Consider the following 12,546-nt stretch of genomic DNA (forward strand, 5'->3'; position numbering starts at 1 on the left):
GACCGTGCACCACGTAGAGATTACTCCACCGCCTTCACCATATCCTCGATGACCTTCTTGGCGTCGCCGAACACCATCATCGTATTGGCCTGGTAGAACAGCTCATTATCCAGCCCTGCGTAACCGGAGGCCATCGACCGCTTGTTGACGATGATGCTTTTGGCCTTGTACGCCTCCAAAATCGGCATGCCGGCGATCGGCGACTTTGGATCCTTGGCCGCCGGATTGACCACGTCGTTCGCGCCCAATATCAGCACCACGTCGGTCTGGCCGAATTCGCCGTTGATGTCCTCCATCTCGAACACCTGATCGTACGGCACCTCGGCCTCGGCCAGCAGCACGTTCATGTGCCCCGGCATGCGCCCGGCCACCGGATGGATCGCGTACTTCACGCTCACGCCCTTGTGCGTCAGCTTCTCGACCAGCTCCTTGAGCGAGTGCTGCGCACGCGCCACCGCCAGGCCGTAGCCCGGCACGATAATCACGCTTTCCGCGTTGGCCATGATGAAGGAGGCGTCGTCCGCCGAACCCGATTTGACCGGACGCTGCTCCTTGGCCCCGCCGCCGCCCGCCTCCGCCGGCGCGCCACCAAAGCCGCCCAGGATCACATTGAAGAACGAACGGTTCATCGCCTTGCACATGATGTACGACAGGATCGCGCCGGACGAGCCGACCAGCGAACCGGCGATGATCAGCATCGCGTTATTGAGCGAGAAGCCGATGCCCGCCGCCGCCCAGCCGGAGTAGGAGTTCAGCATCGACACCACCACCGGCATGTCGGCGCCGCCGATCGGGATGATGATCAACACGCCCAGCACGAAGGCGATCGCGGTCATCACCAGGAACGGCGTCCACGCCGGCTCGACGCCGCCGGCAAAGCAGAACACCAGCCCGAGTCCGACCATGACAATCGCCAGGACCAGATTCAGCATGTGCTGGCCGGCGAAGCTGACCGGCGCGCCCTGGAACAGGCGGAACTTGTATTTGCCCGACAGCTTGCCGAAGGCGATCACCGATCCGGAGAAGGTGATGGCGCCGACGAAGGTGCCGATGAACAGTTCGATGCGGTTCCCGAACGGCAGCGGCGTGCCGACCGCCGCGATGCCGAAAGCGTGCGGCTCCGACACCGCCGCCACCGCGATGCACACCGCCGCGAGACCGATCAGCGAGTGCATCGCGGCCACCAGCTCCGGCATCTTGGTCATCTCGACTTTTTTGGCCAGCACCGCGCCGATGCCGCCGCCGACCACAACCCCAACGAGCACCAGCGCCAGCCCCATGCCGCCGCCCGTGCCGGCGGCCACCGCCTCCGCGCGCAGCTTGAGGATCAGCGCGATCGTCGTCACCACGGCAATCGCCATGCCGGACATGCCGAAGGCGTTACCGGTGCGCGCGGTGCCCGGCGACGACAGCCCTTTGAGCGCCTGGATAAAACACACCGATGCGATGAGGTACATCATCGTCACCAGGTTCATGGAGATGAAGTTCATGCGTGATCTCCCGGCTTGGCGGCTGGCTTGGCCTTCGGCTCCTTCTTGCGGAACATCTCCAGCATGCGCTGGGTGACCAGAAAGCCGCCGAACACATTGACGGCGGCCAGCGCCACAGCCACGGTGCCGGCGACCTGCCCGATCACGCCCTCGGTCAACGAGGCGGCCAGCATGGCGCCGACGATGATGATCGCCGAGACGGCGTTGGTCACCGCCATCAGCGGCGTATGAAGCGCTGGCGTGACGGTCCAGACCACGTGGTAGCCGACGTAGATCGCCAGCACGAAGATGATGAGATTGATGATGGTGTGGCTCACTTCCATGATGTCTCCTTTTTATTTTCTTAACAGTTCGCCGCCGGCGCACAGCAAGGTCGCCTTGATGATTTCGTCCTCGCGGTCGATCACCAGTTTGTCTTCCTTGTCGATGATCAGCTTGAGGAAATCGAGCACGTTGCGCGCGTACAGCGCCGACGCGTCGGCCGCCACCAGGGTCGCCAGATCGGGCTCGCCGACGATGTGCACGCCGTGCCTGACCACCGTTTTATTCAGTTCCGACAGCGGGCAGTTACCGCCCTGCGACACCGCCAGGTCGACGATTACGGAACCCGGCTTCATCGCCTTGACCGTCTCCTCGGAGATCAGCACCGGCGCCGGACGCCCCGGTATCAGCGCGGTGGTGATGATGATGTCGGCCAGCTTGGCGCGTTCGTGCACCAGCTCCGCCTGGCGGCGCATCCAGTCGGCCGGCATCGGCCGCGCGTAGCCGCCCACGCCCTGCGCGATTTCCTTTTCCTCGTCGGTGATGAATGGCACGTCGATGAATTTCGCACCCAGCGATTCAACCTGCTCCTTGACCGGTGGACGCACGTCGGACGCCTCGATCACGGCGCCAAGGCGTTTGGCCGTGGCGATGGCCTGCAACCCGGCCACGCCCACGCCCATGATCAGCACCCGCGCCGCCTTGACCGTGCCGGCCGCTGTCATCAGCATCGGCATGAAACGCTGGTAGGTGTTGGCCGCCACCAGCACCGCCTTGTAGCCGGCGATATTGGCCTGCGAGGACAGCACGTCCATCGACTGCGCGCGCGTGATGCGCGGCACCGCCTCGAGCGCGAAGGCCTGCAGCCCGGCCGTGGCCATGGCGGCGTTGTTGTCGGCATCGAAGGGGTTGAGCATGCCGATCACCACGGTGCCGGCTTTGATGCGCGCGCGCTCCTCCGCATTGGGGGCGCGCACCTTCAGCACCACGTCGGCCGAGTAAGCCTCGGCGGCATCGACGATGCGGGCGCCGGCCGCCGCATAGGCTTCGTCGGTGACCGAGGCGGCCAGCCCGGCACCCGATTGCACCAGTATCTCGTGTTTGGCTGCCAGCTTCTTGACTGTTTCGGGCGTGGCCGCGACCCGTGTCTCCCCCGACCTTGTCTCGGCCGGTACGCTTATTCTCATGGTGCCTCCAATGATTAACAAACTGACTAGAATCTAACACGGAAATGCCGGGCCTGCGGCTGTCCGGGGAACCATCATACTGAATGTGTATTTATCAATACATATCAGTTTTATCACATCATTTATGACTATTTATCACGAAATACCGTCGAAAATGCTGGATCCGGCGCAAACCACACAGTCAATCATGGTTAATCCGCACAAACCTTGTTTTTGTTCAACACGAACTCATCTTTTAGCCATCGGGGTTTCAAACCAAACCGCCGGAACAGGCTAAAATGTCGGCTCTTTCAAGGATGACACATGCCGCGTATCTGGAAACCCTCTGTTACTGTTGCCGCCATCGTCGAAAAGGATGGCAAATTCCTGCTGATCGAAGAAGAGACCAGCGACGGCATCCGCATCAACCAGCCGGCCGGCCATCTCGACCCGTACGAGTCGCTCGAGCAGGCGGTGATCCGCGAGACGCTGGAAGAGACGGCGTACGACTTCACGCCGACGGCGCTGGTGGGCATGTACATGTCGCGCTACACCTCCAACCGCACCGGCGAGGAAGTAACGTATTTGCGCTTCACGTTCTGCGGCACGCCCGGCGCGCAGCACGACCGCCCGCTCGACGAGGGCATCCTGCGCACGATGTGGCTCACGCGCGACGAGCTGGCCGCCTGCGCCGACCGTCACCGCAGCCCGACGGTGCTGCAATGCGTCGACGAATACCTGGCCGGGCGCCGCGCCCCGCTGGAACTGATACAAACACACGCCTCCGTGTTCAAGGACGCGGTGAGCACCGCTAATGGATAGAAAGCTGGAAAAGTAATGAGCAAGAAAAAAGTCGTGATCGGTATGTCGGGCGGAGTCGATTCCTCGGTCGCGGCCTGGATGCTCAAGGAGCAAGGCTACGACGTGGTCGGCCTGTTCATGAAGAACTGGGAAGACGACGACGACTCCGAATACTGCTCGACGCGGCAGGACTGGATCGACGCGGCCAGCGTGGCCGACGTCATCGGCGTCGACATCGAGGCGGTCAACTTCGCCAGCGAATACAAGGACCGCGTGTTCGCCGACTTCCTGCGCGAATACCAGGCCGGCCGCACGCCGAACCCGGACGTGTTGTGCAACGCCGAGATCAAGTTCAAGGCCTTTCTCGACCACGCGATGCACCTGGGCGCCGATTTGATCGCCACCGGCCACTATGCGCGCGTGCGCCAGAACGGCGAGAAGTTCGAGCTGCTCAAGGCAGTCGACCATACCAAGGACCAGAGCTACTTCCTGCACCGCCTGAACCAGGCGCAGTTGTCGAAGACCCTGTTCCCGCTGGGCGAAATCCCGAAAACCGAAGTGCGCCAGATCGCCGAAAAACTCAAGCTGCCCAACGCGGCCAAGAAGGATTCGACCGGCATCTGCTTCATCGGCGAGCGTCCGTTCCGCGAATTTTTAAATCGCTATCTGTCGTACAAACCGGGACCGATGAAGACCGACGACGGCAAGACCGTCGGCGAGCATGTCGGCCTGTCGTTCTACACGCTGGGCCAGCGCAAGGGCATCGGCGTTGGCGGCATGAAGGCGTACAAGAACCCGGACGGCAGCAGCGACGCCTGGTACGTGGCGCGCAAGGACGTGGCCAACAACACGCTGTACATCGTGCAGGGCCACGAGCATCCGTGGCTGCTGTCGTCGGACCTGCGCGCCGACCAGGCCAGCTGGATCGCCGGCGAGGCACCGTCGCCGCGCGCGATGGCGGCCAAGACGCGCTACCGCCAGGCCGACGTGGCGTGCGAGATCGCGCCCGAGGGCGACTCGGACTTCGCGTTGAAATTCATGGATGCGCAGTGGGCGGTCACGCCGGGCCAGTCGGCCGTGCTGTACGACGGCGACGTATGCCTGGGCGGCGGCATCATCGACAGCTCCACCTTCGGGGGTCAAGTCTGACATTCAGACACGACCTCAACCTTTCGCCGGGGTCAAGTCTGTCATTCGGACACGACCTCAACCATGTCGATATGCTACGGCCGGCCTCGTGTCCGAATGACAGACTTGACCCCCGCAGGTTGGCCTCGTGTCCGAATGACAGACTTGACCCCCGCAGGTTAGTTGGCTTCGTCGCCGGCTTCCGGCGCGGCGTCCTTGTCCGCCATCGCGGCGCGCTGGCGCTTGACCATCGCGATGACCACATTGCGGATCGTGTTGAGCACCGTGTCGGCCTTGAACGGCTTGACGATAAAGCCGCTCACGCCCATCGCGTGCGCGGCCTGGATGGTGGCGGCGTCGAATTCGCTCGAGACCATGAAGATCAGCGTCTTGGGCCACTTGGCCCGGATTTCCTGCACCACGTCCTCGCCGTTTTCCATCTGCTCGCGGGCGATGCAGACGATGTGCGGATTGAACTTGATCAGCAGCGCCAGCCCGGCGGCGCAGGTGTGGCTCTGGCCCACCACGTCGTAGCCGCCGTCGAGCAACACCGTGTTGAGCAAGCCGCGCGCCACCGCGCTCGAATCGATAATGACCGCTTTTAACATCTTGCAAACCTTGTTCTGTTGAGTGCGCGCGCCACCGGCTACTGCCGGTCCCAGGCCAGCATATTCCAGGTCACGCCGACCCGCACATCTGTTTTCAATTGCACCAATTGTCTGGAAAGATACAGCATTTCGCGCTCTTTTCGTAGAGTTTCGCCCAGTGTATCCTTCAGAATGCCGGCCCCGGCCATGATGGCGTCCAGATTGCCGTAAGTACGCAACAGTCGGGCCGCCGTCTTGACGCCCACCTTGGACACGCCGGGAATCGAGTCGGTGACGTCGCCCATCAACGCCAGCAGGTCCGGCAGCTGGTCGGCCGGCACGCCCCACTTCTGCTCGACCCAGGCATGGTCGTGCCATTCGCTTTTGAAATGGTCCCATACGCGCGCGCCGTGGGCGATCAGGCCGTGCAGGTCCTTGTCGGTGGTGGCGATGGTGGCCTCGCCGCGGCCGTCGGCCAGCCAGCGCAGCACCACGGTGCCGATCACGTCGTCGGCCTCGACCTCGGGCAGCGAGACGACGTGCATGCCGAAGCCGGCGAGCTTGTCGTAGAACGCCGGCAGCGCCTCGCGCAACGGCGACGGCATCGGCGCGCGGCCTTCACGATAGTTGGCATACAGGTCGTGGCGCCAGGTGCGCCCGCCGAAGTCGAAGGCCGGCAGCACGTGCGTCGGTTCGTGGTCGTGGACCAGCGTACGGAACGACGACAGCGCGTGGCGCAGCGCGATGTCGGCCTTTTCGGCGCTGTCGGGTTCGGGACTGGCTTCGTAGACGCGGCGCACGATGTTGAGGCCGTCGATGGCAAGGAGTCGACCCATGTTCAAATTCATCCGGGCTTGATCAAGCCGCCATTTTACCCGACGTGGATCAAACCCTGGCTGAATCGGCATTGCATCCGGCTCTGACAGGTCTATGATTTGAGCTTACTCAAGCCGAAGGAGGTCGCAATGGTCACCAGTATTTCGCTAGCGGAATTCCAGGCCAAGGCGCCTGAGCTCTACGAACGCCTGATCGAGTCGGACGGCCCGCTGTATATCGAAAAAGATGGTCGTGCAGTGATGGAAATCCGCAAGTTCCAGCACGGGCCGGCGATTTCGCACCATCCCCAGCGTGGCGTGCTGTTGAATGAAGAGGACATCATCTTTCCAATAGAACCGGACGGATACGAGTTCCTCAAATGATTCTGCTCGACACGCATGCGTTGGTCTGGTGCCATTTGGTGCCCCTTACTTCAACAGCTCATACGGCCCGCCGCGCTCGATCGCGCGCTGGAAGGCCGGGCGGGCGTGGATGCGCTTGAGGAAATCGGTCAGTTTGGGACGGTTGGCGTCGAGCCCGCCACGGGCGGCGGCGGCCTCCAATGGAAAACTCATCTGGATATCGGCCGCGCTGAACTCGGCGCCGGCGAACCACGGCGCCGCGGCCAGTTCATTTTCCAGATAGGTCAGCTGCGCTTCGATCTGCGGCAGGATATAGCTGCCCTTGACCTTGCTCGCGATGGCCTTGGCGATCGGCTTGACGAAAAACGGTGCCGGGCTGGTCTCGACCCGGTCGAAAACCAGCTTCATCAGCAGCGGCGCCATCGCCGAACCCTCGGCGAAGTGCAGGAAGTACGTCCAGCGGCGGCGCTCGGCGGTGCCGGCCGGCGGTACCAGGCGGCCGTTGCCGTAGGTCTCGACCAGATATTCGACGATCGCACCCGACTCGGCCACAACAATGCCGTTGTCGGTGATCACCGGCGACTTGCCCAGTGGATGGATGGCGCGCAGTTCCGGCGGCGCCAGCATGGTCTTGGGATCGCGCTGGTAGCGCACGATCTCGTAATCCAGCCCCAGTTCCTCGAGCAGCCAGAGCACGCGCTGCGAGCGTGAATTGTTGAGGTGGTGGACAACGATCATGGTGGTTTCCCGAAAAAGAACGGCCGTGCGCCGCGATCGTGCTAGCTTAGCATTATTGGCGGCCGCCCGCCCTCACCGATCGGTAATGGATTCCCGTAAGAAACAGCAGTACACTGGCTCATTCGCCGCCGCCATCCGGAACGTCCATGAATCTGCTTTCCCCGCGCTACCTCGCCTTTGTCGCCGCCATCGTCACCCTGCTCGCCTCGCTGGCCCTGGGCGCCCCATGGTGGATACCGTTGACTGCCGCCGCGCTCACCGCCGTCGGCGTCACCGACCTGCTGCAAACCAAGCGCGCGCTGCGCCGCAATTACCCGATCCTGGCGCACTTCCGCTTTTTTTTCGAAGCGATCCGCCCCGAGATCCGCCAGTACCTGCTGGAGGACGACACGGTGGCAGCGCCGTTCTCGCGCAACCAGCGCAGCATCGTCTACCAGCGCGCCAAGATGGACACCGACAAGCGCCCCTTCGGCACCCAGCTCGACGTCTACGCGCCCGGCTACGAATGGATCAACCACGCGATCGTGCCGGCCCAGGAACAAGGCCACGATTTCCGCATCGAGATCGGCAACCATCCGGACTGCCCGCGCGCGCAGCCCTATTCGGCCAGCGTATTCAATATCTCGGCGATGAGCTTTGGCGCGCTGTCGGCCAACGCCATTTTGGCGCTCAACGGCGGCGCCAAGGCCGGCGGCTTTATGCACGACACCGGCGAGGGCAGCATCAGCCCCTATCACCGCGAAAACGGCGGCGACCTGGTATGGGAAATCGGCTCGGGCTACTTCGGCTGCCGCGACGCCGATGGCCGCTTCTCGGAGGCGAACTTCGTCGCCAACGCCATCTCGCCACAGGTGAAGATGATCGAACTGAAGCTCTCGCAAGGGGCCAAACCGGGCCACGGCGGCGTGCTGCCCGGCGCCAAGGTGACCATCGAAATCGCCACCACGCGCGGCGTGGCGCTGGGTGTGGACTGCATTTCGCCGTCGAGCCACTCGGCCTTCGGCACGCCGCTCGAAATGCTGGCGTTTATCGACAGGCTGCGCAATCTGTCGGGCGGCAAGCCGACCGGTTTCAAGCTCGCCATTGGCCACCCGTGGGAGTTCTTCGGCATCGTCAAGGCGATGCTGGCGACCGGCATCACGCCCGACTTCATCGTCGTCGACGGCGGCGAAGGCGGCACCGGCGCCGCGCCGCTGGAATTCACCGACCATGTCGGCACGCCGCTGCAGGAAGCGCTGCTGCTGGTGCATAACACGCTGGTCGGCGCCAACTTGCGCGACAAGATCAAGATCGGCGCTTCCGGCAAAATCATCACCGCGTTCGACGTCGCCCGCATCATCGCCATGGGCGCCGACTGGTGCAATTCGGCGCGCGGCTTCATGTTCGCGCTTGGATGCATCCAGTCGCAGAGCTGCCACACCGACAAATGCCCGACCGGCGTCGCCACGCAGGACCAGAACCGGCAACGCGCGCTGGTGGTGCCGGACAAGATGCTGCGTGTGACCCACTTCCATCAGAACACCATGGCCGCGCTGGCGCAGTTGATCGCCGCCGCCGGCCTGACGCATCCGTCGCAGCTCAAGCCACGCCATCTGGTGCGGCGCATTTCGCCCAATCAGGTCAAGCTGGTGTCGCAACTGCTGCCGTATCTGGAGGCCGGCCAGCTGCTCGACCCGAGCCAGCTGGCGCGCCTGCCGCCGGTGTTTGGACTGTATTGGCCGATGGCGCAGGCGGAGTCGTTTAATCCGCTGTGCTAGTCCGGAAACGGCAGATAGCCCCGGTGCATCGCTGCCACGTCCTCCTTATCTGTTGGTGGAATAATTTCACGTTCGATATGTCGCATAATTTCGTACCTCCGTTCTGGTCGCCATGCGCAAGCTGATGATGCGCTCGATTAGACCCAAGCCGCATTCCCGTAGTTCGTTGTAGTGAAAGCGCTGGTCTATCCAAACGACCGCCGTGTCCCATTCGAATGCAGCGGCCTCAGCTAGCGAAATGCCGTGCTTGCGGCGATTGAGCGCATCTTGCTTGGGATCGAACGTGATCGCCATGGTTAATCTTAGTCCCAAAGATTGAAAAATAAAACGTTTGGGAAAAGAGTAGATGCGTTGGAGTTGGCCGCTGTGCGTCGTCGCAGATAAAGGGCGGGCGTTGCAGGTGTGGGATAGAGCGCTGCGCGCTCTCAGCGCTGCACGTGCAGCTTGATGACGCGCTTGTGCGGCGTCGAGGCGTCCGAGGACGCGGAGGTGGAAGTGGACGACGCCGTCGGCGCGGACGAGTCGCACGACCCGCAGCTGCCGCAACCATCGCCGCAGTTGGCCTGGGTCTTGAACAATTTGGCGAGCTTGTTCTGATCGAAGCCGCGCCGCGTCAGGAAATAGACGATCTGCTGCCGCCACGCCGCCGGCAGGTACTTGGTGCAAAAGTGCAGCACCGCCGCCGCGACGATCAATCCTACGATAATCTGCTGCCACATATCAGCCTCCAGTCGACTTATCAGCCCATCAGCGCCATCGAGATACGGTACGTCAGGAACGACGCCACGTACGCCAGCGCGAACATATAACCCGCCATCAGCAACGGATAACGGATGCTGTTGGTCTCGCGACGCACCACGCTCAACGTCGACAAGCACTGCGGCGCGAACACATACCACGCCAGCAGCGACAACGCCGTCGGCAGCGCCCACGACGCCGCGATGATTGGCGTCAGCGACTGCGCCAGGTCGTCGCCGCTCTGCGACAGCGCGTACACGGTGCCCAGCGCGCCGACCGCTACTTCGCGCGCGGCCATGCCCGGCACCAGCGCGATACAGATCTGCCAGTTGAAGCCGATCGGCGCGAACACGTATTCGAGGGCGCGGCCGATCATGCCGGCGATGCTGTAATAAATAGGCGGATGCGTGGCGCCTTCCGGCGCGCCCGGGAAGGTGCTGAGGAACCAGACCAAAATCATCAACGTCAAAATCACGGTGCCGACGCGCGTCAGGAAGATGCGCGCGCGCTCCCACAGGCCCAGGGCCAGGTTGCGCATGTGCGGCCAGTGATAGGCCGGCAGCTCGAGCATTAGCGGCTGCTTGTGCTGTGAGCCCATGGCGCGCTTCATGAAGTACGCCACCGCCATCGCCGAGACAATGCCGGCGAAGTACAGGATGAACAGCACCAGCCCCTGAAGGCTCATGAAGCCGCCCACTTCGCGCTCCGGAATGAAAGCGGCGATCACCAGCGCATACACCGGCAGGCGCGCGGAACACGTCATCAGCGGCGCAATCATGATCGTCACCAGGCGGTCGCGTTTATTCTGAATGGTGCGCGCGGCCATCACGCCAGGGATCGCGCACGCAAAGCTCGACAGCAGCGGGATGAACGCGCGGCCCGACAAGCCCACGCCGCCCATCAGCCGGTCCAGCAGGAAGGCGGCGCGTGGCAGGTAGCCGCAGTCCTCCAGCATCAGGATGAAGAAGAACAGGATCAGGATCTGCGGCAGGAACACCAGCACGCTGCCGACGCCGCCCATGATGCCTTCCACCAGAAGGCTGCGCAGCATGCCGTCGGGCAGATAGGCGCCCAGCACCTTGCCCAGGCTTTCGACGCCGCCGGAGATCATCTCCATCGGCACCGCCGCCCAGCTGAACACGGCCTGGAACACCAGGAACATCAGCAGCGCCAGGATGATCGGGCCGACCACCGGGTGCATTACCACGTTGTCGATCTTTTCGGTCAGGTTGCCGGTGTCGTGGACGTCGTTGCTGACGGCGGCCAGGATGCGGCGCACTTCGCGCTGCGTATCTTCGACCGAGACGGCGTCGATCGCCGACAGCGGATTCGGTTTTGCCGCCGCCAGCGGCAGCATCTGTTCGAGCGCGCGCACCAGCGACTTCTCGCCGCCGGCCTGCACCGCCACCGTCTCCACCACCGGCATGCCCAATTCGTCGGCCAGCAGGTCGGCGTCGATCTCGATGCCGCGCTTTTTGGCCACGTCGACCATGTTCAGCGCCAGCACCATCGGCAGGCCCAGACGTTTGATCTCCAGCACCAGGCGCAGGTTAAGGCGCAGGTTGGTGGCGTTGACCACGCAGACCACGACGTCCGGCGCGGCCTCGCCGGCGCGCAGGCCGGCAACGACGTCGCGCGTAATTTCCTCGTCCGGCGTGTGGGCCGACAAACTATAGGCGCCCGGCAGGTCGAGCACCCGGAAGCCATGGCCATTGGGCGAGCTGAATGAGCCTTCCTTGCGCTCGATGGTCACGCCGGCGTAGTTGGCGACCTTCTGGCGCGAGCCGGTCAGACGATTGAACAAGGCGGTCTTGCCGCAATTCGGATTACCCAGCAGGGCCACGATGGGCGCCCGCGACTGGGATGTGGTGGGCGCCTGCGGCACCGCGTTTTCTACTGCACCCATTGTTTATTGGTCCGGTTGAATCGAGATCAGCGCGGCTTCGAAGCGGCGCAACGCAAAAGTGGAATTGCCAACCTTGATGGCCAGCGGCTCGCCGCCCGGCATGCCGCGCTTGAGCAGGCGGACCTTTTCGCCGGGTACGAAGCCCAGCTCCATCAGGCGCCGCGCCAGGCCGGCGCCGTCGTCGGCGGCATCGCCGGCGGAAACGTGCACCACGGTGGCGACAGCGCCGGTGGTCAGCGCGTCCAGGGTGATCAGGGGAACAGCAGGCGTCATGAGCTAAGTCCGGTCAGGATGCGCCGTCGGAGGGCGGCGACGCGCCCGGCGGTTCGCAAGAGCGCGTTCTCGCCGGAAATAAGATACTAGCATTATAAACGGTAATGCGAATTACTACTATTTACGCTTGCATCGGCCGCCGAGTTGAGGCAGTATACGATTAATGATAATGATTCGCATTAAGTTACTTGCAATCATGTCTTTATTGCTCTTGTCGGGGTGGAAATGCCCCCCTTTTTTAGCAGCTAGCCAGAAGGTGCGTAATGATTGTATGTGTCTGCAACAACATATCTGATCGTGAAATCCGTCAAGCCGTGGAGCTGGGCGTTTCCTCGATCGAAGAACTGCGCCGCGACCTGGGCGTGTCGACCTGCTGCGGCCAATGCTTCGACTGCGCCGCACAAATCCTCAACGAGCATCTGGCAACGATCCAGGCCACCGCAGAGATCAAAGAAACCGTGCTGAAGCGCCCCGTCTTCACCAATTAATTATGAACACCATGACCTATAGCCGGACGGCGCCT

15 protein-coding genes are annotated in these 12,546 nt (G+C 62.9%); 5 read left to right on the plus strand and 10 right to left on the minus strand.

Annotated features, from left to right (window positions below):
- Positions 1-20: 20 nt before the first annotated feature.
- From ACZ0BA_RS20400 to ACZ0BA_RS20410, 3 genes are read right to left on the minus strand one after another with little or no spacing between them, the layout of a single operon-like run.
- Entirely contained in the window at positions 21-1,490 is a 1,470-nt protein-coding gene (locus ACZ0BA_RS20400; protein WP_463453013.1) for an NAD(P)(+) transhydrogenase (Re/Si-specific) subunit beta, read from the minus strand.
- Positions 1,487-1,813, minus strand: a complete 327-nt coding sequence (locus ACZ0BA_RS20405) for an NAD(P) transhydrogenase subunit alpha part 2 (protein ID WP_463453014.1) — start codon at positions 1,811-1,813, stop codon at positions 1,487-1,489. The genes ACZ0BA_RS20400 and ACZ0BA_RS20405 overlap by 4 nt, the downstream gene beginning before the upstream one ends.
- 12 nt (positions 1,814-1,825) lie before the next feature.
- Positions 1,826-2,938: a Re/Si-specific NAD(P)(+) transhydrogenase subunit alpha gene (locus ACZ0BA_RS20410; RefSeq protein ID WP_463453015.1), complete on the minus strand. Its 1,113-nt coding sequence runs from the start codon at positions 2,936-2,938 to the stop codon at positions 1,826-1,828.
- Between the two features lie 303 nt (positions 2,939-3,241).
- Between ACZ0BA_RS20410 and ACZ0BA_RS20415 the strand changes: the two genes are divergently transcribed.
- Both ACZ0BA_RS20415 and mnmA read left to right on the plus strand, forming a co-directional pair.
- The gene (locus ACZ0BA_RS20415) at positions 3,242-3,739 is read left to right on the plus strand and encodes an NUDIX hydrolase (protein ID WP_463453016.1); all 498 of its coding nucleotides are present in this window, start codon (positions 3,242-3,244) and stop codon (positions 3,737-3,739) included.
- Between the two features lie 15 nt (positions 3,740-3,754).
- Positions 3,755-4,867, plus strand: a complete 1,113-nt coding sequence (gene mnmA / locus ACZ0BA_RS20420; RefSeq protein WP_463453017.1) for a tRNA 2-thiouridine(34) synthase MnmA — start codon at positions 3,755-3,757, stop codon at positions 4,865-4,867.
- A 158-nt stretch (positions 4,868-5,025) separates the two neighbouring features.
- Here mnmA and ACZ0BA_RS20425 read toward each other — a convergent pair whose 3' ends face one another.
- Positions 5,026-5,454, minus strand: coding sequence for a response regulator (locus ACZ0BA_RS20425; RefSeq protein WP_463453018.1), 429 nt, complete (start codon positions 5,452-5,454; stop codon positions 5,026-5,028).
- Between the two features lie 38 nt (positions 5,455-5,492).
- Entirely contained in the window at positions 5,493-6,269 is a 777-nt protein-coding gene (locus ACZ0BA_RS20430; RefSeq protein WP_463453019.1) for a 5'-3' exonuclease, read from the minus strand.
- Positions 6,270-6,398: 129 nt separating this feature from the next.
- Here ACZ0BA_RS20430 and ACZ0BA_RS20435 point away from each other — a divergent pair, with 129 nt between their 5' ends.
- Positions 6,399-6,632, plus strand: coding sequence for a hypothetical protein (locus ACZ0BA_RS20435; protein ID WP_463453020.1), 234 nt, complete (start codon positions 6,399-6,401; stop codon positions 6,630-6,632).
- Positions 6,633-6,677: 45 nt separating this feature from the next.
- Here ACZ0BA_RS20435 and ACZ0BA_RS20440 read toward each other — a convergent pair whose 3' ends face one another.
- On the minus strand, positions 6,678-7,349 hold the full coding sequence (locus ACZ0BA_RS20440; RefSeq protein WP_463453021.1) for a glutathione S-transferase family protein: 672 nt from the start codon (positions 7,347-7,349) through the stop codon (positions 6,678-6,680).
- A gap of 146 nt (positions 7,350-7,495) precedes the next feature.
- Between ACZ0BA_RS20440 and ACZ0BA_RS20445 the strand changes: the two genes are divergently transcribed.
- Complete coding sequence (locus tag ACZ0BA_RS20445) at positions 7,496-9,106, plus strand: FMN-binding glutamate synthase family protein (protein WP_463453022.1); 1,611 nt, start codon at positions 7,496-7,498, stop codon at positions 9,104-9,106.
- A 66-nt stretch (positions 9,107-9,172) separates the two neighbouring features.
- On the opposite strand, the gene ACZ0BA_RS20450 is transcribed toward ACZ0BA_RS20445, so the two are convergent.
- The 4 genes from ACZ0BA_RS20450 to ACZ0BA_RS20465 all read right to left on the minus strand — a co-directional run bounded on the left by ACZ0BA_RS20450 (position 9,173) and on the right by ACZ0BA_RS20465 (position 12,023).
- Positions 9,173-9,400, minus strand: coding sequence for a BrnT family toxin (locus tag ACZ0BA_RS20450; RefSeq protein ID WP_463453023.1), 228 nt, complete (start codon positions 9,398-9,400; stop codon positions 9,173-9,175).
- A 131-nt stretch (positions 9,401-9,531) separates the two neighbouring features.
- The gene (locus ACZ0BA_RS20455) at positions 9,532-9,825 is read right to left on the minus strand and encodes a DUF6587 family protein (protein WP_463453024.1); all 294 of its coding nucleotides are present in this window, start codon (positions 9,823-9,825) and stop codon (positions 9,532-9,534) included.
- A 20-nt stretch (positions 9,826-9,845) separates the two neighbouring features.
- On the minus strand, positions 9,846-11,750 hold the full coding sequence (gene feoB / locus ACZ0BA_RS20460; RefSeq protein WP_463453025.1) for a ferrous iron transporter B: 1,905 nt from the start codon (positions 11,748-11,750) through the stop codon (positions 9,846-9,848).
- A gap of 3 nt (positions 11,751-11,753) precedes the next feature.
- Positions 11,754-12,023: a FeoA family protein gene (locus ACZ0BA_RS20465; protein WP_463453026.1), complete on the minus strand. Its 270-nt coding sequence runs from the start codon at positions 12,021-12,023 to the stop codon at positions 11,754-11,756.
- 263 nt (positions 12,024-12,286) lie between these two features.
- On the opposite strand from ACZ0BA_RS20465, the gene ACZ0BA_RS20470 reads away from it, so the two are divergent.
- Complete coding sequence (locus tag ACZ0BA_RS20470; RefSeq protein WP_463453027.1) at positions 12,287-12,511, plus strand: (2Fe-2S)-binding protein; 225 nt, start codon at positions 12,287-12,289, stop codon at positions 12,509-12,511.
- Positions 12,512-12,546 lie beyond the last annotated feature (35 nt).

The organism is Duganella sp. AC917 (genome assembly GCF_979258245.1).